Origin of the sequence: Pseudomonas sp. LAP_36 (genome assembly GCF_019456785.1) — a bacterium.
In the GTDB taxonomy this organism is placed as follows: domain Bacteria; phylum Pseudomonadota; class Gammaproteobacteria; order Pseudomonadales; family Pseudomonadaceae; genus Aquipseudomonas; species Aquipseudomonas tritici.
In genome coordinates, this window is record NZ_JAHZMS010000001.1 from 794,575 (window position 1) to 815,302 (window position 20,728).

Genomic DNA, 20,728 nt, shown 5'->3' on the forward strand with positions numbered 1-20,728 from the left:
GTATATAGAGGGGTGGAGCGGCACAATAGTCGGGCATTCGTGGCAATATGAGATTACGGTGCACGGCTTCGGTAAAATCGGCTGGTTATTGAGACGGGAACTTTTTGCATAAGCCTCGACTCAATAGCAGGTTGCCCGGAAGCTGGGAAACGTTGAGTTTATTGGCCCGTCGGGAGCATTGGACGCGTCATAAAACCGGCGACAAGATTATTCGCGCAGCCGGCGTTGCCCGTGCTGCGTTTTTCGTGTGTGCCAAATCAGTGCATGCCGGAAACTTGCTTTGAGGGGGAGAACTTTTGCGAAAAGTCCGAGTCTATGTTTGCAAGCCTGATCGTTTAGTTATGCAAGCCTCCTTCAAGTACAACGAGGAGTGTTCATGCTAACCCAGGAAGAGGATCAGCAGCTGGTCGAGCGCGTTCAACGCGGTGACAAGCGGGCTTTTGATCTGCTAGTGCTGAAATACCAGCACAAAATTCTCGGGTTGATCGTGCGGTTTGTGCACGACACCCATGAAGCGCAGGACGTTGCACAGGAGGCCTTTATCAAGGCTTACCGTGCACTTGGTAATTTTCGCGGTGATAGTGCGTTTTACACGTGGCTATACCGAATCGCCATTAACACGGCGAAGAACTATCTGGTGTCTCGCGGACGCCGCCCACCGGATAGCGATGTAAGTTCAGAAGATGCAGAATTTTACGACGGTGATCACGGCCTCAAAGATCTCGAGTCGCCGGAGCGTGCGTTGCTGCGCGACGAGATCGAAGGCACCGTTCATCGCACAATTCAGCAACTGCCAGAAGATTTGCGTACGGCGTTAACTTTACGTGAATTCGATGGTCTGAGTTACGAAGACATTGCGAGCGTCATGCAGTGTCCGGTGGGGACTGTAAGGTCACGGATTTTCCGGGCCCGGGAAGCCATCGATAAAGCCTTGCAACCGCTGTTGCAAGAGAACTAAAGACAGCGGCTACAGCCAAGAGAGGAACCGCCATGAGTCGTGATGCCCTGCAGGAATCGCTGTCCGCAGTGATGGATAACGAAGCGGATGAACTGGAACTTCGTCGAGTGCTCAATGCATTTGATGATGCCGAAACCCGTGATACCTGGTCTCGTTACCAAGTCGCTCGGGCGGTAATGCACAAGGATCTTCTAATCCCTCGTCTGGATATTGCTGCGGCGGTTTCTGCTGCGCTTGCTGATGAAGCCGTTCCGGCAAAGGCTGCTCGTGGTCCATGGCGTAGCCTGGGTCGCCTCGCAGTGGCTGCCTCGGTGACTGTCGCAGTGTTGGCCGGTGTTCGCCTGTATAATCAGGACGAAATCGCCGGTGCCGAACTGGCCCAGCAGACTCAGCAACCGGTCATGGCCGGTCCGCAAGTCAAAGGCCCAGCGGTGCTGGCTGGCTACAAGGAAAGCTCTGACTCAACCGGCCCTATGGCCAACGGTGTGTTGCAAGGGCAATCCGGCTGGCAAGATCAGCGTCTTCCTGGTTACCTGCGCCAACACGCACAGGAATCCGCTTTGAAAGGCACTGAAAGCGCTCTGCCATACGCTCGCGCAGCAAGCCTGGAAAACCGCTAATCCGTAAGGAGCTCTATGCGAGCCATACCGCTCCTTACGCTTTTGCTTAGTGGTTGTTTTGCACTCCCCGCCCATGCCGATGAAGCCGAAGACTGGTTGACTCGACTTGGGCGTGCAGAACAGCAGCAGAGCTTTCAAGGTACGTTTGTCTACGAACGTAACGGCAGTTTTTCTACTCATGACATCTGGCATCGCGTCCAGAATGGTCAGGTCCGTGAGCGGCTCTTGCAGCTTGATGGTTCTGCCCAGGAAGTCGTGCGGTTGGATGGTCGAACGCAATGTGTCAGCGGCACTCTTGTCGCAGGCCTTGGCAATTCGCGTGATGCACCATCACGTGCACTTGATCCGCAAAAACTCAATCAATTCTACGAACTCGCCGTTATTGGCAAGTCCCGCGTGGCCGGTCGCAATGCGGTGATCGTGTCAATCACTCCCCGTGACCAATACCGCTACGGTTTTGAGCTGCACTTGGACCGTGAAACCGCGCTGCCACTCAAATCACTGTTACTGAATGATCAGGGGCAGTTGCTCGAGCGTTTCCAGTTCACGCGGTTGAATACTTCGGTCGTCCCTGAAGACCGCGATCTGCAGCCTAGCAGTGAATGCACACCTATCACGGTCGCCAAAGATAAAGCCCCAGAGGTGCAGTCTACCGAGATCTGGCATCTGGAATGGTTGCCGCCGGGGTTTCAGCTGACCAATAGCGGTGCTCGCAAAGACACCCAGACGAAAGCGACCGTCGACAGCCTGATGTATGAGGACGGGCTGGCGCGTTTCTCGGTGTTCCTCGAGCCAATCAGCGATGTGAGCGTCACGGAAACCCGCACTCAACTGGGCCCCACCGTTGCAGTGTCGCGCCGCCTGAATACGGTGGACGGCGAAATGATGGTGACAGTGGTGGGTGAGATTCCAATCGGCACCGCAGAACGTATCGCGTTGTCGGTACGCGGTGAAAAAAAGCCAGTCGCTCAGCCGTGAGTCGTTAATCCTATGTTCATCCTGACGTTTCACTGTATTTGCATGCCAGGTTGGCTGCCGAGAGCATGAAATGTCTGGATCAGCATTTTCACTTGCAAAAATCCCTCATGTTTTTTATAGGTCAGGGCTTGTCGGCTCTGGCCTTGTCTTGTTCGCGGAACAAAGATGTCGGTCGCAGTTTTCGGCGTTTCTTGAACCCTGTCGCTCAACCCTGCTCGTCGTAACGGGAGCTGTATGTCGATACCACGTTTGAAATCTTACCTATCCATAGTCGCCACGGTATTGGTGCTGGGTCAGGCCTTACCTGCGCAAGCGGTCGAGTTGCCTGACTTCACCCAATTGGTTGAGCAGGCATCGCCTGCCGTGGTGAACATCAGTACCACGCAAAAACTGCCTGATCGCAAAGTCTCCAATCAGCAGATGCCGGACCTGGAAGGCCTGCCGCCGATGCTGCGCGAGTTCTTCGAGCGCGGCATGCCGCAACAGCGCGCGCCCCGTGGTGGCGGTGGCGGCCAGCGTGAGGCTCAGTCCCTGGGCTCGGGCTTTATCATCTCGCCGGATGGCTACATCCTCACTAACAACCACGTGATTGCCGATGCCGACGAGATTCTCGTGCGCCTGGCTGATCGTAGTGAGCTGAAAGCCAAGCTGGTAGGCACCGATCCAAGATCCGATGTGGCCTTGCTGAAGATTGAAGGCAAAGACTTGCCAGTGCTGAAACTGGGTAAATCCCAGGACCTGAAAGCCGGGCAGTGGGTAGTCGCTATCGGTTCGCCGTTTGGCTTTGACCATACCGTGACTCAAGGCATTGTCAGCGCCATTGGCCGCAGCCTGCCGAACGAAAACTACGTGCCGTTCATCCAGACCGACGTGCCGATCAACCCGGGCAACTCCGGTGGCCCGCTGTTCAACCTGGCCGGTGAAGTAGTGGGGATCAACTCGCAGATCTACACCCGTTCCGGTGGCTTCATGGGGGTGTCGTTCGCCATTCCGATCGATGTAGCCATGGACGTTTCCAACCAACTGAAAAGCGGTGGCAAGGTCAGCCGTGGCTGGTTGGGCGTGGTGATTCAGGAAGTGAACAAAGACCTGGCTGAATCCTTCGGCCTCGACAAGCCGGCCGGTGCACTGGTCGCGCAGATCCAGGACGATGGTCCGGCTGCCAAAGGTGGCCTGCAAGTCGGCGACGTGATCCTTAGCATGAACGGCCAGCCAATCGTCATGTCGGCCGACCTGCCGCATCTGGTAGGCGCGCTCAAGGCAGGCAGCAAGGCCAAGCTTGAAGTGATCCGCGAGGGCAAGCGCCAGAACGTTGAGCTGACTGTTGGTGCAATCCCTGAAGAAGGGGCAACACTGGATGCCTTGGGCAACGCTAAGCCGGGTGCCGAACGCAGCAGCAATCGTCTGGGCATTGCTGTCGCCGAACTGACCGCTGAGCAGAAGAAGACATACGACCTCAAGAGCGGCGTCGTGATCAAGGAAGTGCAGGATGGCCCTGCGTCCCTGATTGGCCTGCAGCCAGGTGACGTGATCACCCACCTGAACAATCAGGCAATCGACAACACCAAGCAGTTCACTGACATCGCCAAGGCGCTGCCGAAGAACCGCTCGGTATCGATGCGAGTGCTGCGTCAGGGGCGTGCCAGCTTTATAACCTTCAAGTTGGCCGAGTAACCCGGTAAAAAGAAAAAGCCCCGCCTTCGTTTAACGAGGGCGGGGCTTTTTTTGTGGCCGCTGGATTTAGCTCATCATCCCTTTGACCAGGCGCTCCTGTTCGATCAGTTCACGCTGACGCGCGTCGATACGCGACGACAGCGGGAAATTGCTGCCAGCGCGACGCTTTGCAAAATCCAACTGTTGGATGGCCTGCTGGAAGTCACCTACCAATGCGAAGTATTCGGCGCGGGCCTGGTGCAGGCCAATGATGTTACCGGACAAGCCGCGGGTCTCGGCGACCTGATACCAAACGTCCGGGTCATCCGGACGAGACTTGAGCAAACTATCCAAGGCCTTTTCCGCATCAGCAGTGCGGTTCTGTTTGAGCAGCAGGTCGACCCGGATCTGATTCAGCGGATAGTTGCCGGGGTACTGGGTCAGCATTCGATCAGTACGTTGCTGGGCATCAGGCAGATGATTGTTGTCGATCTCAAGCTGGATCAATGCCAGGTTATAGGTAATGTCATTCGGTGCCTTGGCCAATAACATCGTCAGGTTTTCCCGCGCTTGCTTGAACTGAGAACCTTTGATCTGGGCAATGGCCAATCCGTAGCGCGCCACATCATTCTTCGGGTTCTCGTCCAGTTGTGCCTGGAAGCGTTTGGCGGCGAGTCCTGAGGTGTCTTCGTATTGCAATTGCACCCGTGCGCGGATCAGTTGATAGCGCAAGCTGTCTTCCTTGCCGCCAGGCTTGGACTGCTCGGCACGGTTGCGGGTGTCGGCGATTCGCGATTCGGTGACCGGGTGTGTCAGCAGGAATTCCGGAGGCTTGGCATCGAAGCGGTACTGGCGCATCAAACGCTCGAACATGGTTGGCATGGAGCGCGGGTCGTAACCGGCTTTTTCCAGGTTGAGGATGCCGATACGGTCCGCCTCTTGTTCGTTTTGCCGCGAGAACCGGCGCTGCTCCTGGATTGCAGCAGCCTGGGTGCCGGCAATCGCAGCAATACCGGCGTCACCCGCACCAGCGGCTGCGGCAATGATGCCGCCAAGCAACGCGGCCATCATCGGAAGCTGCATGCGCTGTTGCGCTTCCACGCCACGGGCGAAGTGGCGTTGGGACAAGTGCGCCAACTCATGCGCCAGCACCGAAGCGTATTCCCCTTCGGTCTGAGCGTTGAGGAACAGGCCGCCGTTGACCCCCACAATACCGCCGGGTGCGGCAAAGGCGTTCAGTTGCGGGCTGTTGATCAGGATGAACTCCAGCCGACGGTCGTTGACCTGGCTGGTCTCCACCAGTTTGTAAACGCTGGTTTCGACGTAATCCTTGAGCTGCGGATCGTTGAGTTGCGAGACCTGGCCTCGCAGATAGGCCAGCCAGGCGCGGCCCAGCTGGTATTCCTGTTGTGGCGAGACAATGGCAGAACTGGCGTCGCCAAGTGACGGCAGGTCGTCAGCGAAGCCTGGGGAGGCCAGCAGGCAAGCCAGCGTCAGCAGGGTAGGGCGCAAAAAAGTCATGCACAGAGCCTTTCGACAAAGAGCTTACTGTAGCCGGACACTGAGCTTCGGACCAGATATTCTAAGCAGCCCAAACGCGTGCCCGGAGTAAAACCATGACCGACGCTGTAGCTTTTGATGCCGAACTTGATGCCAGCGGCCTCAATTGCCCGTTGCCCTTGCTCAAGGCCAAGCTGGAACTCAATCGTCTGGCCAGTGGCGCCGTACTTAAGGTGATCGCCACGGACGCAGGCTCCCAGCGTGATTTTCGTACGTTTGCCAAGCTGGCCGGCCACACCCTGTTGCACGAAGAAGACGCCGCCGGTGTTTACCGTTACTGGTTGCGCAAGGCCTGAACTGTTTGCCCCCACCACCGAGGTTGATTGATGTTCAAAGTGTTACGAGACTGGATCCAGCGCTACTTCTCCGATGAGGAGGCCGTGGTGCTGGCGGTCCTATTGTTTCTGGCGTTTACGGCTGTGCTCACCTTGGGTGGCATGTTGGCACCGGTGTTGGCGGGGATGGTGCTGGCCTACCTGATGCAAGGCCTGGTCACCGCGCTGGAACGGTTGCGCCTGCCGGGCGGGGTGGCGGTGGGGCTGGTGTTCGCCTTGTTCATGGGCGTGTTGGTGCTGTTTATCGTGGTCGTGCTGCCGTTGCTATGGCATCAACTCATCACCCTGTTCAATGAACTGCCGGGCATGCTTGCCAAATGGCAGTCGTTGTTGCTGCTGTTACCGGAACGCTACCCGCACCTGGTGTCGGACGAGCAGGTGTTGCAGGCTATAGAAGTGGCCCGCGGCGAGATCGGAAAGTTCGGCCAATGGGCGCTGACCTTTTCCCTGTCCAGCTTGCCGCTGCTGGTCAACATCATGATCTACCTGGTGCTGGTGCCGATCCTGGTGTTCTTCTTCCTCAAGGACCGCGCCATGATCGGCCGTTGGGTAAGTGGCTACCTGCCGCGCGAGCGAGCGCTGATTACCCGTGTTGCCGAAGAAATGAACCGGCAGATTGCCAACTACATACGCGGCAAGGTGATCGAAATCATTATCTGCGGGGGCGTGACCTACATTGCCTTTATTGCCCTGGACCTGAACTACGCGGCCTTGCTGGCATTGCTGGTCGGGATTTCAGTGGTGGTGCCTTACGTAGGCGCGGTGGTGGTGACAGTGCCGGTTACATTGATTGCCTTGTTCCAGTGGGGCTGGAGCGACCAATTCATCTACTTGATGGCGGTGTATGGGATTATCCAAACCTTGGACGGCAACGTGCTGGTGCCACTGCTGTTCTCGGAGGCTGTCAACCTGCACCCGGTAGCGATCATCTGCGCAGTGTTGTTGTTTGGTGGGTTGTGGGGTTTCTGGGGCGTCTTCTTTGCGATCCCCCTGGCGACGCTGTTCAAGGCCGTTCTGGATGCATGGCCGCGTCAAGAACCGGTGGTTGCGCCGCTATTGTAACGGCGTAACAACTTGTAGTGAGCGGGCTTGCCCCGCGCTTGGGCGCGAAGCAGCCCTAAAACCTGCAACCGCGTTTCATCTGAAAGAACGCGGAGACTGTACTGTATTGGGGTCGCTTCGCAACCCAGCGCGGGACAAGTCCGCTCACTACAGACTCACGCCTTGTTCAGTGCCTGCGCCGCCGCCAAAACCGCATCCACATGCCCCGGCACCTTCACACCACGCCATTCCTGACGCAACACACCGTTCTTGTCGATGAGGAACGTGCTGCGATCCACGCCGAGGTATTCCTTGCCGTACAGTTTCTTCAGCTTGATCACGTCAAACAGTTGGCAAACCGCTTCGTCCTTGTCGCTGATCAGCTCGAAGGGGAATTCCTGCTTGCCTTTGAAGTTTTCGTGAGACTTCACGCTGTCGCGCGACACGCCAAACACTTCAGTGTTGGCCGCCTTGAACGCTGCGTACTGGTCACGAAAACCCTGGCCTTCAGTGGTGCAGCCCGGCGTACTGTCCTTCGGGTAGAAGTAGAGCACCACTTGCTTGCCCTTGAGGGCTGCGAGGCTGAAGGTCTGACCGCTGGTGGCCTGGGCTTCGAAATCGGCTATGGGTTGGTCGATGACTACGGCCATGAAAACTTCCTTACATTGGGTTCTGTGGGCGCCACGGTTCGATCAGTGCGTCGAGGTTCAGGGCATCGGCGAAATCCAGGAACTGATCGCGCAGCCAACTGATCTGCACGCCCGCCGGCAGGGTCACGGTAAACGTGGCGTTCAACATGGTGCCGCCGGTTTGCGGGGCCTGATAGGTGTCGCAGGTCAGGTTCTCCAGCTCGACATTGTGGTCGATGAAGAACTGGCACAGCTCGTTGACGATGTCCGAGCGATAGGCCGAACTGACATACGCCACATAAGGCAGAGCCTGCGGACGATTTTCCAGGGCGGCGCTGCGTACCACATTGACAGTGAAGTCGTGCTTCTTTGCCAGGCCCGGCAGGCCAGTTTCGAGGCGAGCCAGAGCATCCCAGGTGCCGGAGATCTGCAGGACCAGCGCACTGCACTCGCCGTGACGGGTCAGGCGGGAGGTCACGACGGCGCAGCGGTTTTCATGGCTGGCGCGGCACAGGACGTTAGTCAGCTCCATGGGGTTGGCGCCGAGGGCACTGATAACAAGGAATTGTTCGCGAACTGTGGGGGTGGACATGCAGCCTTCCTAAAACGATGAGCGGTCGATACTGTAAGGGCGGTATCGATCAAAGGATGAAGGGTAGCGAAAAGCATCGCCAAGGGATAGGAGGTGGCGTTTTCATTGCGTGATCGGTCCTATTTCATCGTGCTTCAGGGGGGGCTTTGGCCCGATGATGGCATTGTCCGTCGTTTAGTTACGTCAGAACGCATCCTCAGGCAGTACTTTGCTTGTGCAAGCATCTTGGCGCCAGTACCATTACGGCTCTCTTTTTCCGGCAGGAGCGGTTGCATGATTGCGGGCAGTATGGTGGCACTGGTCACACCCATGGATGCACAAGGTCGTCTCGACTGGGACAGCCTGGGCAAACTGGTGGACTTCCACCTGCAAGAAGGCACCAACGCCATCGTGGCGGTCGGCACCACCGGTGAATCGGCCACTCTCGATGTGGAAGAACACATCCAGGTGATCGAGTTCGTGGTCAAGCGTGTTGCGGGCCGTATTACCGTGATCGCCGGCACGGGCGCCAACTCGACACGCGAAGCAATCGAGCTGACCAAAAACGCCAAGAAGGCCGGCGCCAATGCGTGCCTGCTGGTGACCCCGTACTACAACAAGCCGACCCAGGAAGGCCTGTACCAGCACTTCCGCGCCATTGCCGAAGCGGTCGATATCCCGCAGATCCTCTATAACGTACCGGGTCGTACCGCGTGCGATATGAAGGCCGAGACCGTAATCCGCCTGTCCGCCGTGCCGAACATCATCGGTATCAAGGAAGCCACGGGCGACCTGCAGCGCGCCAAGGATATCCTGGCCGGCGTGAGCGGCGATTTCCTGGTGTATTCCGGTGACGACGCCACGGCGGTCGAGCTGATCCTGCTCGGCGGCAAAGGCAACATCTCTGTGACCGCCAACGTGGCCCCGCGTGCCATGAGCGAAATGTGCGCTGCCGCCATCGCCGGCGACGCCGTGACCGCCCGCGCGATCCACGAGAAGCTGATGCCGCTCAACAAGACACTGTTTATCGAATCCAACCCTATTCCCGTGAAATGGGCGCTGACTGAAATGGGCATGATGCCGGACGGTATCCGTCTGCCGCTCACTCGTCTTAGTGAAGCCTGTCACGAACCGCTGCGACAGGCCCTGCGCCAGTCCGGCGTCCTGGTTTAATTGAGGAAGCATTACGCATGAAGCGATTGGCCGGACTTTCCGCACTTGCCTTGATTATCTCCAGCACCAGTGGCTGCGGTTGGATCTGGGGCCCGGAAGGCTACTTCCGTGACCGCGGTAGCGATTACCTGGAAGCCCAACCCACCAAGCCGATGGAATTGCCGCCGGGCGTCAACGTCGCCAAGCGCCTTGACCCCTTGCTGCCGATCCCGCGCAACGTTGCTGACGACACCACCAAGGGTGAGTACGTAGTGCCGCGTCCACAGCCCATATCGGCCGTGGCGGATGCCAGCGACTACAGCCTGCAGAAAAGCGGTGACTCCCGCTGGATCGTGGCTCAGCGCCCGCCCGCCGAAGTCTGGCCGGTGGCGGTGCAGTTCTTCCAGGACAACGGTTTCCGCATTGATGAGCAACGCCCGCAGACCGGTGAATTCACCACTGCATGGCAGCAGGGCAGCGAGCTCTCCGCCACCATGGCCAAGCGCCTGCAGGCCGGTGGTGTAGCCGCCGACAGCGAAGCCCGAGTGCGCGTGCGCATCGAGCCAGGTGTGCAACGCAATACCAGTGAAGTCTACGTGGTCAGCGCCGAGCGTCCTGCCGGCAGCACCGCCAACGTTGATTTCACCAATCGCTCGGTTAACTCCGGTGTCGACTCGGCACTGGTCGACGAGATGTTGGCCAGCATGAGCCGTATCTCCGAGAAGGGCGGTTCCGTTTCGCTGCTCGCCGCACGTGATTACGACACCCCGAGCCGCGTCAGCCTCACTGAAGACGGCAGCGGCAACGTGGTGCTGAACCTGGGTGAAGACCTCGACCGTGCCTGGGCCAGTGTTGGCCGCGCGTTGGAGCAAGGTCCTTGGCGTGTTGAAGACATCAACCGCAGCCTGGGCCTGTACTACATCAACGTGGCTGAAAAGGCCGAGCGTAAAGACGACGAGCCAGGTTTCTTCGGCAAGCTGTTCGGCAGCAAGCCGACCAAGGAAGAAGTCGAAACCCGCGCCGAGCGTTACCAGGTTCGTTTGAGCAAGGTGGGCGAAAGCGTGCAAGTCACCGTCGAGAAAAACATCAATACCGTTGCGCCCGCTGAAACAGCGCGCAAAGTGTTGGGCGTGATTCAGGACAACCTGGGCTGATCCGATGCGTTTTGCCGTTCTCGGCAGCGGTAGCCAAGGGAACGGCACGCTGGTCGCCCACGACGACACGTACGTGCTGGTGGATTGTGGTTTCTCGTTACGGGAAACCGAGCGACGCCTGCTGCGCCTGGGGGTTCACCCCGCGCAGCTGAGCGCGATTCTGGTGACCCACGAACATGCCGACCATGTGCATGGCGTGGGTTTACTGTCTCGGCGCTACAATCTTCCGGTGTACCTCAGTCGCGGTACCTTGCGCGGGATGCGCAAACCCATTGAACCCGCGGGTTTCCTGGCCGGTGGCGAGCAACTGCAAATCGGTGCCCTGAGCATTGATGTGATTGCCGTGGCGCACGACGCCCAGGAACCGACGCAGTATGTGTTCAGCGATGGTGAGCGGCGCTTCGGCGTGCTCACCGACCTGGGTTCCTACTGCGCCAAGGTGCTGGACGGTTACCGGAACCTCGATGCGTTGATGATCGAGTCCAACCACTGCAGAGACCTGCTGGCTCGCGGTCACTACCCCTACTTTCTCAAACAGCGGGTGGGCGGCGAACTGGGACATTTGAACAACCACCAGGCCGCGTACCTGGTGTATGAGTTGGGCTGGCAAGACCTGCAACACTTGGTCCTGGCCCACTTGAGCAGCAAGAACAACCTGCCGACGCTTGCCCGGCAATGTTTTGTCGACACCCTTGGGTGCGACCCGGACTGGCTGCAACTGGCCGATCAAGATTCAGGGCTCGACTGGCGCCACATCGCCTAGCCCACCTCACTCAAAGCGGAGCCCATCATGGAAAAACGTGAAGAACTCTACCGCGGCAAAGCCAAGTCGGTGTACAAGACCGACGACGCCAACCGCCTGATCCTGCTGTTTCGCAACGACACCTCGGCGTTCGACGGCAAGCGCATCGAACAGCTTGATCGCAAAGGCATGGTGAACAACAAGTTCAACGCCTTCATCATGCAGAAACTCGAAGAGGCCGGCATTCCGACCCAATTCGACAAACTGCTGGGCGACAACGAGTGCCTGGTCAAGAAGCTCGACATGATCCCGGTCGAATGCGTCGTGCGTAACTACGCCGCCGGCAGCCTGGTCAAGCGCCTGGGCGTGGAGGAGGGCCTCAAGCTCAATCCATACACGTTCGAACTGTTCCTGAAGGACGACGCCAAGGGCGACCCGTTCATCAACGAATCCCACGTCGTGGCGTTCGGCTGGGGCACCGCTGAGCAACTGGCGCGCATGAAGGAGTTGTCCCTCAAGGTCAACGACGTGCTGAGCAAGCTGTTCGACGACGCCGGGCTGCTGCTGGTCGACTTCAAGCTCGAATTCGGTGTGTTCCACGACGGCTCCATCGTCCTGGGCGACGAATTCAGCCCGGACGGCTGCCGCCTGTGGGACAAGGACACCAAGAAGAAGATGGACAAAGACCGCTTTCGCCAGGGCCTCGGTGACGTGATCGAAGCCTACGAAGAAGTCGCCAATCGTCTCGGCGTACCGCTTTAATTGACGCAAGCATCTGATAGCACGGAAAAAAATCGCTTCGGCGCTTTGCTTTCCTGATTCACGCTGTTATGATGCGCGCCGTTGGAGAGATGCCAGAGTGGCCGAATGGGACGGATTCGAAATCCGTTGTACCTTCACCGGTACCTAGGGTTCGAATCCCTATCTCTCCGCCATTATTCAGAAAGCCTCGTAAATCTATGATTTACGGGGCTTTTTTGTGTCTGAGTGTTTTTCGATTCTACTACTCAGTTCTACTAGTCAATCGCCGCCAAAATACATTGGCAATCGGTGGTTCACTGCCCACTGAATCGCCCCGGATTCTCTAGACACCTTGCAAGCTCAAATGCCTGAAACGTGACCTGTCAGGCCAATACGAAAGCCGGTCATCAAAAGGAACCGGGCATTCATACGCGTCAGGTGGATTATCTGATTGTCGACCTCTACGTTTAGACCGCTCACATGCGGATTTAGGTACGAATCGAGGTCGTCCATCATCGTGAGAAGCGGAGAGCCCGCCCCTAGGATCTCATCTAGGTTCTCTGTCCCAGCAGCAAGGTAAGCACGGAAGGAATCATCAACATTGTTTCTGAACATCCAATCCAACTCTTCTGTCTTGGAACCACACAGTTCGGATTGGTATTTTTGCGCTTCTGCCTCGATTCGTTCAATCGTCCAACCGTTCTCGAACCCTGCTGACGTTCCTAACTAATCCCGGCAGTGACACATTGGTTACTTTGGACTGGTCAGACCGTCGAAAGAGCAATCGCTTTTTCTAAGACTGCCTGCAACATATGCTCCGGTGATTGTTCCTTGTTGAAGAAGCTCGTTGACAATTTCTCAGAGTCGTTTTCAGTCGATTGCCTGAGAAGGGCGAGCGGCCCCGATTGTCCTAACTGCTCTTGGTAAAGACTTTTTATACTGTCCCTAAAGCCATCAGGGTATGCCGCTTTCTCGACCCCTGGAAGATCATCGAAATAGTCCATGATGCCTTTGAAGATTTCACTGTTGTCACCGCCGTTCGTTATAGTGGCGTACAACTTGGAAAAATATGTTTCATCCTGCTTACTAAGTTCCCCATAAGCGGCATATCGTTCTGCAACCGTATAGGTTCCTGAATCATCATAAACAATATTGCTTAGCCCGTTTCGGGCCATGCCTTCAAATGGGTTTGGAAGTTTTTCGGGGGGGCGCTTAGAAAGCCCAACTGCGTAATCCAGTGACTGCTGACCTAACGCCAAACGGGCAGGGTTATCTGTTTTGGGAAGTAGATCCTCATTATTAAGATTTCCGCCAGCAATCCGCTGCCCGAAATTGTACATATCGCTCTGACCTTTTGCATATTGTCCTTTTAAATCCCTATTGGACATAGAGGCTTGTTTATCATCAGCGCTACTTAATGCGTACAGTGCCCGTGCGGAATCGGAGATTGTGACGGTCTCCGTCGTCTTGATTGCGGCATTCCCTGAAGGCAAATTTACAGGGTTGGACGAAGGAAGCTTCTCTTGTGTAGAAACCTTTGCCTGTGTACTTGCTTGATACGATTTAATCGAAAAATCCATGGTGATACTCCAGATGCTGAAGATAGCTCGAGCGCTATCTACTCCCTGAAAAGTACTCGAAAGTGTACGCGGCTGGACCGGTCGTAGAGTTCTTCACCTTCACGGTGACGATTGTGCCAGCTTGGGCAGATGCAATCATAGAGGCGAGTAGAGTGGCTGCCCCGAACAGTTTAGCGAATCTCATAAATATCCCTTTATTTTGATAATCACTATAACGCTTGTCCTTCCGCGTTTCGGTAAGCACCTTAACTACACGTACCTTTTTGATGAAGAAGGATAGTAGCTTTAGGTCATATATCCATGACGCGAAAGCATTTTTCCTCTTCTTGTATAGAAAAGACAGCAAGACTCAACCTCTATAGCGGCAGGTAACCAAAATTCTTTAAGCCAAGGGTTATTTCCAACTTAAACCCAAGCCAATTCGCGGTAGTTCTCTACACCTCCAGCCAACCCTTCGAACGAACCGAGCGCCTTCGTACGGCGTCGTCGCGTCCGGAATTCGCGCGTCCGCTCGTCAGCGCATCAGCCCAGCTTTTTCGCATTCACAAAAAATAGGTTGAATAGTCACAGAAAATGTTATTTAAATAACAAAAATAATAACGCTGTGGTGCCTGCCACATCGTGCACAAGGTAAAGATATCCATGAATAAGATCGCGGTCATCGGTAGCAACATGGTGGATTTGGTCACCTATATCGACCGAATGCCCCGGCAGGGCGAGACCCTTGAGGCTCCGGGCTTTGCCATGGGGTGCGGCGGCAAGGGGGCGAACCAGGCAGTGGCGGCGGCCAAGCTTGGCAGCGAAGTGTTGATGCTGACCAAGTTGGGCGATGACATGTTTGCCGATAACACCCTGGCCAATTTTCAACGCCATGCCATCGACTCGCGCTACGTCACGCGGGTGCCGGGGGTGTCCAGCGGCGTGGCGCCAATCTTTGTGCAGAGCGATTCCCACAACAGCATCCTGATCGTCAAAGGCGCCAACGCGCATTTGAAGCCGGCTGATATCGACGCCGCGGACGCGGCTTTACGCGAATGCAGCCTGATCGTCCTGCAGTTGGAAATCGACTTGGCAACCGTCTACTACGCCATCGAGTTTGCCAAACGCCACGGCATTCCGGTGTTGCTCAATCCGGCCCCTGCGGTCGCTGGTTTGAGCCGCGAGCATCTGGCGCAGCTGGATTTTTTCATTCCCAATGAAAGCGAACTGTCACTGATCACCGGCAAGTCGGTCGAGGGGCCTGAGAGTGCGTTGCTCGCCGCGCGGGTGTTGGTCGCCCAGGGTATTCGCCACGTGATCGTCACCCTCGGCGAGCAAGGCGCGCTGTATGTGGGCGAGGAGGGTGAGTTTCATGTGCCTGGGCGCGAGGTCGAGGCCCGGGACACCACCGGCGCCGGTGATGCCTTTATCGGTTGCTTCGCCCATTACTGGACCCAGCAGGGCGATATGCGTGCGGCCATGACCCGGGCGGTGGCGTATTCCGCCTGTTCGGTCACCGGCCTCGGCACCCAGAGCTCCTACCCCGATGCTGCCCGGTTCGCCGAGTTTTTTGACCCGTCCTGAGTCGTCTATCACCGATGTCGGCCATCCCTGTATGGCTGACGCGCCGTATACCCCACGGAGAATAACAATGACAAAAGTCCCGCTCCAACAAACTGCCGATGGTTTTTACCTGAATCGCACGCCCTGGTTCGCGTTTTTGCTGCTGTGCAGTATTTTCGCCCTGTGGGCGGCGGCGGCCAGCATGAATGACGTGCTGATCGCGCATTTCAAGAAGGCCTTTTTGCTCAGCGATTTCCAAACCGCATTTGTGCAGTCGGCGTTTTACCTGGGCTACTTTTTCGTCGCGATTCCGGCGGCCTTGGTGGTCCGTCGCTTCGGCTATAAAAGCACGATACTCGTGGGTTTGATGCTCTACATGGCAGGCTGCGCGCTGTTCTTTCCTGCGGCATCCAGCGCCACCTACGGCATGTTCCTGATGGCGCTGTTTGTGATCGCGTGCGGGCTTTCGTTTCTCGAAACCGCCTGCAACACCTACTCGACCTTGATGGGCCCGCGGGAGACCGGCACCCGCCGCCTGAACATCTCGCAGACCTTCCACCCGTTCGGCGCCATGGCCGGCGTGTATGTCGGCAGCTTCGTGATGTTCAAGGACACCGACGCCACCCACGAACAACTGACCCAAATGAGCGCCTCTGAGGCGGCTATCCAACAGTTGGAAATGATCCAGTCGACCCTGCTGCCGTACAAATGGATGATCGCGGTGCTGGTGCTGATGTTTATCCTCATTGCCATCACCCGCTTCCCCGCGTGCCGGGGCAACGTCAAGGCTGAGGTGAAAAAGCCCAGCCTTGGCCAGAGCCTGGCGCGCCTGTCGCGTAATCCGCGCTTTACCTTCGGCGTGCTGGCGCAGTTTCTGTATGTGGGGGCCCAGGTCGGTGTTTGGAGCTTCACCATTCGCCTGGCGATGCAGATGGGCGGGATGAACGAGCGCAGCGCGTCATGGTTCCTGCTGACGACCTTTGCCGCTTATTTCGTCGGCAAGATGATCGCCAATCTGTTGATGCGCAAGCTGCACCCTGCCAAGGTCCTGGCCATCTACGGCGTGCTGACCATTGCCTTGCTCGCCTACACCATCCTGGTACCGAATATCAGCGCGGTGTACGCAGCGGTCGCGGTGAGCATTTTCCTCGGGCCGTGCTGGCCGACCATTTATGGCCTGACGATTGAAGGGCTGGGCGAAGACACCAGTGTCGGCGGTTCTCTGCTGGTGATGAGCATCGTCGGCGGCGGGGTGATTCCAGTGTTCCAAGGCCTGCTGTCAGATGCCACTCACGGCAATATGCAGCTGGCGTACAGCGTGCCCCTGCTGTGTTTTGTGGTGATTGTGGCCTACGCCTATTCCTGCATGCGTCACAGCCGCGCCGCGCAGCCTGGGGCTGGCGCTGTGGTGGCCTCATGAAAACCTTCACGCTGGCCTTGTCTCCCGAGCAGTTCAGCGGCGTCGAAAAGACCCTGCTGCAATCGGACGTTTTTCGCGTGCTGGCCTGGACCTACCCCAGTGGGGTCAAGGCGCTGGCGTTGGAAAATGCCCGCGGCCGCGTGGTGGCCTTGCCTTACCAGGGGCAGATGATCTGGTCCGCGACCTTCGACGGTTGCGAGCTGACGATGCGCAACATGTTTCGCCAGCCCAAGCCCAGTTCGACGGTGATCGGCACCTACGGCTGTTTTATGTTCCACGCCGGGCTGCTGCGCAACGGTTGCCCCGCCCCGGCCGACGACCACCCGCTGCACGGCGAAATGCCCTGCGCGCCGATGGACGCCGCCTGGCTGGAAGTGGGGGAAGACGCCGCTGGCCTGTACCTGCGCCTGGGTGGGGACTACGAGTATGTGCAGGGGTTTGGCGACCACTATCGCGCCACACCCACGTTGACCCTGCGTGTCGGCTCGGGGGTATTTGATATCGGCATGGCGGTCACCAATCTTGCGGGCAAGGCCATGGAACTGATGTATATGGCCCACATGAACTACGCCTACATTCCCGGCGCCAGCCTGGTCGAGCCCTTGGCCGGCGCCCGGGTCCGGGTTCGCAGCAGCGTGCCGGCCCACGTCAAGCCGACCCCCGAGTGGTCGGCCTACATGGCTGAATTGAGCCAGGATCCTTCGCGCTTGAGCAGCCTGGACAGCCCCGCGCTGCATGATCCGGAAATTGTCTGTTTCTTCGAAGAGGTGCCCGCCGATGCTGCAGGCCATGCGCATTTTCTACTGGACCATCCCGAAGGTTCGGCGTTTTACACCCGCTATCGGCCCGATCAGTTTTCCCATGCCACCCGCTGGATCCTGCATAACGCCGACCAAGGTGTCGCCGCATTCGTCTTGCCTTCTACCTGCGAACCCGAGGGCTACCTGGCGGAAAAAGCCAAAGGCAATGTGCGCTCGTTGGCCGGCGGGCAACGTGCACTTTTCAGCGTGAGCACCGGTTATTTGTCGGCCGAAGAGCGTTGCCGCCTACGGGATGAGTTGGGCGGCTGATGAGGCGTGGCGAGGGAGGTTCACACCACCCATTGCGCGCCGTATTGCGTGATCAGCTCACGGTAAGGTTTGGGCAGCTTCTTATCGGAGACCACCACGTTGAATTGTTCCAGGGTGGCGAAATGCGCGGTGCGCACGACGTCGAACTTGCTGTGGTCGGCCAGCAGCATGCGGTGCTGGGCCTGGCGCAAGACCTTCTGTTTGACCGCCACTTCATTGAAGTTGAAGCAGGTCACGCCGAAGGTTTCGCTGACGCCTGCGGCCGAGATGAATGCCCAGGTCAAGCGCACGTTGTCGAGGATGCTGCTCTCGTCGGCATGGTCGAACACTTGGTTCTTGCGATGGAAGGTGCCGCCACACAGGACGATCGTGCAGTTGGGTTTTTGCTGCAGTTTGAGCAACACGTTGAGCGAGTTGCAGACCGCGGTGAACTCCAGTTCATCGGGGATGAAATCAATCACAAAGGGCACCGTGGTACCGCAGTCGAAGAAGACCGTGTCGCCGCGCTTGATAACCGCGGCCGCGAGCTTGCCGATGCGGCGTTTCTCTTCCACATGCCGAGTGCCTTGCTCCGTGACTTTGTAGTCGGGCGCACCTTCTGGGTCGAATGCGAGCGTGATATGCCCGCCAAGTAGATGGAACTTGTCCGGGTAGCGGTTGAGATCCCGGCGCAGGGTCATTTCCGAGACTTCCAGCAACGCGGCCATCTCCCGCAGATGGATCGCCTTTTGGTCCTGCAGGGCTTGCTGGATCAGTTTGATGCGTTCTGATTGTTTGCTTTCCACAGGTATTCCGATCGGCCAGTTATGTTGTAATTACATCATTTATTGGTATTATATTAACATTTGTTGGGCGCGCTTTCTAATACGTTACGTCCATCGTGCTCCTTCATCAGGAACGGATTTCATGACCTCAATCACACCCGCAGCACTTGCACAATTTATCGATCACACCTTACTGGCGCCCGACGCGACGCGGGAGCAAATCGCAGAGTTATGCAAAGAAGCGCAGGAATATGGGTTCTATTCCGTGTGCGTGAACTCGGGCCAGGTGCCTTTTGCCGCTCAATTGCTTGCAGGGCAGAAGGTCAAAGTCTGCGCAGTGATCGGGTTCCCACTGGGTGCGGGGCTGAGCGAGAGTAAAGCCTTCGAAGCCCAACAGGCAATCGCCGTGGGCGCGGGAGAGATCGACATGGTGCTCAATATCGGCGCCCTGCGCGAAGGGCGGCTGGATACAGTGCGCGACGATATCGCCGCAGTGCATCAAGCCTGTGGCGCGGTGCCGCTGAAAGTGATTCTCGAAACCTGCCTGTTGGACGAGGCGCAAAAGATCCGGGCCTGCGAAATCTGCCGTGAACTGGGCGTGGCTTTCGTCAAGACTTCGACGGGCTTCAGCCGCAGTGGTGCCACCGCGGAAGACATCGCCCTGATGCGCCGCGTCGTCGGCCCGCAGATGGGGGTCAAGGCGTCGGGTGGGGTGCGCGACTATGCGACTGCAGTGGGCATGATCGAAGCTGGCGCCACCCGCCTGGGCACAAGCTCGGGGGTGAGCATTGTCAGTGGCAAGCTCGAGGATGCGGCGGGTTACTGAATTCGCGTTGTACCCGACCATTGAAAAAGCCTGCTGAACTCAAGGCTCAGCAGGCTTTTTAATGGGTACTGGTCTGGTCAGGCAGGTTGAGCCGCCAAGCTGTTACTCACATTACGCCCCAGCACCAACACGGTGACAAACCCACAGCCCACCAACGCCGTAGCCAGGCTCAACAATACCGAGCTGCCCATCTGATCGACGATCCGCCCGCCAAAGAACGAGCCCAACGCAATGATCACCTGGAACAAGGCGACGAACAGTGGCATGCCGCGTTCCACATCCTTGGGCGCGACCACAAACATCCAGATACTGGCGCAAGCCGGGAAGGCGCCAAAGGCGAAACCCCAGAGCGCAATGAGCATGGCTGCGCCGGTCAAACCGGTGGCGAAGTGGGGGAACAGAGCGGTGCTGGTGCCGATCATCAGCGCGACCAGCAGAAGGGTGTAGCGCACGCTGCGGTTGGCGGCGAAGCCGGCGAAAATGTTACCCGCTACCCCGGCCACGCCAAACATCAGCAGCAACGAGCCAATCGTCGGGCCATCGAAGCCGGAGCTGTTTTTGAAGAACGGTGCGACATAGGTATACGCGGCAAAGTGCGCCAGGCCGATCAGCAATACGGCGATCAGTCCGACCCGCGCCCGTGGGTTGATAAACAACGCCGGCAGGTCACTGACGTGAATGGCTTTTTCCGGGTTGAGCCGGGGCAGCAGGAAGACCTGCGCGAGGACTACCGGTATGCCCAACAGCGCGGTGACCAGGAAGGTCATGCGCCAGCCCATCAGGCCGCTGAGCCAGGTCCCTACGGGCACGCCCAGTACGGTGGCCAGGGTCACCCCCATCATGATGATCGATGTGGCCTTCGCTACGCCCACGCCCTTGGGGGCCAGGCGGCCGCTGAGGGCAATGGCCGTCGCCCAGAAACCACCGATGCTGATACCCAGCAAGACGCGGCCGAACAGCAGCAGGCTGAAGTCACTGGCGAAGGCCACGACTGAGTTGGCGATAATCATGACCAGCGTCAGGCCGATCAGCAGATAGCGCCGGTCCATGGTGCCAATGATCACCGACAGCAGGGGGGCGGCGAGGGCGGCCATGATGCCAGGCAGGGTGACCATCAGGCCTGCGTGGCCGGCGGTGATGCCGAGGTCGCTGGCGACGTCGTTGAGCACGCCCACGGGCAGAAACTCACTGGTGACCAAGGCAAACGCGCCCACGGCAACCGAGAGAATGGCCAACCACTGCTGTTTGACACTTTGTTGATTATGTTCGGGAAGGCCGCGAGGGGCCTGGCTGGCACTTGGCATGGTTGGGTTCCAGGATGAGCGTCGCCTGAAGCCAGGCGAGGGGGAGGGAATTTGGAGGCGATTATAGGAAACAGTGGTGAAAATCGGG

Annotated in this window: 20 protein-coding genes and 1 tRNA gene; 15 read left to right on the forward strand and 6 right to left on the reverse strand. The window is 57.8% G+C overall.

Annotated features, from left to right (window positions below; genetic code table 11):
• The first annotated feature begins 376 nt into the window (after positions 1 to 376).
• The 4 genes from rpoE to JBO08_RS03735 all read left to right on the forward strand — a co-directional run bounded on the left by rpoE (position 377) and on the right by JBO08_RS03735 (position 4,230).
• Positions 377 to 958, forward strand: coding sequence for an RNA polymerase sigma factor RpoE (gene rpoE / locus JBO08_RS03720; RefSeq protein ID WP_003172477.1), 582 nt, complete (start codon positions 377 to 379; stop codon positions 956 to 958).
• Between the two features lie 32 nt (positions 959 to 990).
• A complete protein-coding gene (locus JBO08_RS03725; protein ID WP_065882095.1) occupies positions 991 to 1,578 on the forward strand; it encodes a sigma-E factor negative regulatory protein in 588 nt (195 codons plus the stop codon).
• 15 nt (positions 1,579 to 1,593) lie between these two features.
• Positions 1,594 to 2,556: a MucB/RseB C-terminal domain-containing protein gene (locus JBO08_RS03730; RefSeq protein WP_065882097.1), complete on the forward strand. Its 963-nt coding sequence runs from the start codon at positions 1,594 to 1,596 to the stop codon at positions 2,554 to 2,556.
• Positions 2,557 to 2,790: 234 nt separating this feature from the next.
• Positions 2,791 to 4,230 (forward strand): DegQ family serine endoprotease, encoded by a 1,440-nt coding sequence (locus tag JBO08_RS03735; protein ID WP_065874760.1) that lies wholly within the window; start codon positions 2,791 to 2,793, stop codon positions 4,228 to 4,230.
• A gap of 66 nt (positions 4,231 to 4,296) precedes the next feature.
• On the opposite strand, the gene JBO08_RS03740 is transcribed toward JBO08_RS03735, so the two are convergent.
• A complete protein-coding gene (locus JBO08_RS03740) occupies positions 4,297 to 5,730 on the reverse strand; it encodes a M48 family metalloprotease (RefSeq protein ID WP_065874761.1) in 1,434 nt (477 codons plus the stop codon).
• A 95-nt stretch (positions 5,731 to 5,825) separates the two neighbouring features.
• Between JBO08_RS03740 and JBO08_RS03745 the strand changes: the two genes are divergently transcribed.
• On the forward strand, positions 5,826 to 6,065 hold the full coding sequence (locus JBO08_RS03745) for a sulfurtransferase TusA family protein (protein ID WP_010212198.1): 240 nt from the start codon (positions 5,826 to 5,828) through the stop codon (positions 6,063 to 6,065).
• A 30-nt stretch (positions 6,066 to 6,095) separates the two neighbouring features.
• Entirely contained in the window at positions 6,096 to 7,166 is a 1,071-nt protein-coding gene (locus JBO08_RS03750; RefSeq protein WP_065882099.1) for an AI-2E family transporter, read from the forward strand.
• A 155-nt stretch (positions 7,167 to 7,321) separates the two neighbouring features.
• Here JBO08_RS03750 and JBO08_RS03755 read toward each other — a convergent pair whose 3' ends face one another.
• A complete protein-coding gene (locus tag JBO08_RS03755) occupies positions 7,322 to 7,795 on the reverse strand; it encodes a peroxiredoxin (protein WP_065874763.1) in 474 nt (157 codons plus the stop codon).
• 10 nt (positions 7,796 to 7,805) lie between these two features.
• Entirely contained in the window at positions 7,806 to 8,366 is a 561-nt protein-coding gene (locus tag JBO08_RS03760) for a glycine cleavage system protein R (RefSeq protein ID WP_003172487.1), read from the reverse strand.
• Between the two features lie 273 nt (positions 8,367 to 8,639).
• On the opposite strand from JBO08_RS03760, the gene dapA reads away from it, so the two are divergent.
• The 5 genes from dapA to JBO08_RS03785 all read left to right on the forward strand — a co-directional run bounded on the left by dapA (position 8,640) and on the right by JBO08_RS03785 (position 12,328).
• Positions 8,640 to 9,518, forward strand: coding sequence for a 4-hydroxy-tetrahydrodipicolinate synthase (dapA, locus tag JBO08_RS03765; protein WP_065882101.1), 879 nt, complete (start codon positions 8,640 to 8,642; stop codon positions 9,516 to 9,518).
• Positions 9,519 to 9,535: 17 nt separating this feature from the next.
• A complete protein-coding gene (gene bamC, locus JBO08_RS03770) occupies positions 9,536 to 10,651 on the forward strand; it encodes an outer membrane protein assembly factor BamC (protein ID WP_065874765.1) in 1,116 nt (371 codons plus the stop codon).
• A 4-nt stretch (positions 10,652 to 10,655) separates the two neighbouring features.
• Positions 10,656 to 11,414: an MBL fold metallo-hydrolase gene (locus JBO08_RS03775; RefSeq protein ID WP_065874766.1), complete on the forward strand. Its 759-nt coding sequence runs from the start codon at positions 10,656 to 10,658 to the stop codon at positions 11,412 to 11,414.
• A gap of 27 nt (positions 11,415 to 11,441) precedes the next feature.
• Complete coding sequence (gene purC / locus JBO08_RS03780; RefSeq protein ID WP_003172493.1) at positions 11,442 to 12,155, forward strand: phosphoribosylaminoimidazolesuccinocarboxamide synthase; 714 nt, start codon at positions 11,442 to 11,444, stop codon at positions 12,153 to 12,155.
• An 83-nt stretch (positions 12,156 to 12,238) separates the two neighbouring features.
• Positions 12,239 to 12,328: transfer RNA gene (locus JBO08_RS03785), tRNA-Ser, on the forward strand.
• A 570-nt stretch (positions 12,329 to 12,898) separates the two neighbouring features.
• Here the strand turns inward: JBO08_RS03785 and JBO08_RS03790 are convergent.
• Positions 12,899 to 13,714 (reverse strand): hypothetical protein, encoded by an 816-nt coding sequence (locus JBO08_RS03790; protein ID WP_065874768.1) that lies wholly within the window; start codon positions 13,712 to 13,714, stop codon positions 12,899 to 12,901.
• Between the two features lie 642 nt (positions 13,715 to 14,356).
• Between JBO08_RS03790 and rbsK the strand changes: the two genes are divergently transcribed.
• From rbsK to JBO08_RS03805, 3 genes are all read left to right on the forward strand, one after another.
• Positions 14,357 to 15,277 (forward strand): ribokinase, encoded by a 921-nt coding sequence (rbsK, locus tag JBO08_RS03795; RefSeq protein WP_065890358.1) that lies wholly within the window; start codon positions 14,357 to 14,359, stop codon positions 15,275 to 15,277.
• Positions 15,278 to 15,344: 67 nt separating this feature from the next.
• Positions 15,345 to 16,676: an L-fucose:H+ symporter permease gene (gene fucP / locus JBO08_RS03800; RefSeq protein ID WP_065910468.1), complete on the forward strand. Its 1,332-nt coding sequence runs from the start codon at positions 15,345 to 15,347 to the stop codon at positions 16,674 to 16,676.
• On the forward strand, positions 16,673 to 17,746 hold the full coding sequence (locus JBO08_RS03805; protein WP_065910467.1) for an aldose 1-epimerase family protein: 1,074 nt from the start codon (positions 16,673 to 16,675) through the stop codon (positions 17,744 to 17,746). The genes fucP and JBO08_RS03805 overlap by 4 nt, the downstream gene beginning before the upstream one ends.
• 20 nt (positions 17,747 to 17,766) lie before the next feature.
• On the opposite strand, the gene deoR is transcribed toward JBO08_RS03805, so the two are convergent.
• Positions 17,767 to 18,531 (reverse strand): DNA-binding transcriptional repressor DeoR, encoded by a 765-nt coding sequence (deoR, locus tag JBO08_RS03810; protein WP_371905599.1) that lies wholly within the window; start codon positions 18,529 to 18,531, stop codon positions 17,767 to 17,769.
• A gap of 121 nt (positions 18,532 to 18,652) precedes the next feature.
• Between deoR and deoC the strand changes: the two genes are divergently transcribed.
• The gene (deoC, locus tag JBO08_RS03815) at positions 18,653 to 19,336 is read left to right on the forward strand and encodes a deoxyribose-phosphate aldolase (protein WP_065882104.1); all 684 of its coding nucleotides are present in this window, start codon (positions 18,653 to 18,655) and stop codon (positions 19,334 to 19,336) included.
• A gap of 77 nt (positions 19,337 to 19,413) precedes the next feature.
• Here the strand turns inward: deoC and JBO08_RS03820 are convergent, their stop codons facing one another.
• Positions 19,414 to 20,640 carry an MFS transporter gene (locus tag JBO08_RS03820; RefSeq protein WP_049709493.1) on the reverse strand — a complete coding sequence of 409 codons (1,227 nt, stop codon included), beginning with the start codon at positions 20,638 to 20,640 and terminating at the stop codon, positions 19,414 to 19,416.
• Between the last annotated feature and the right edge of the window lie 88 nt (positions 20,641 to 20,728).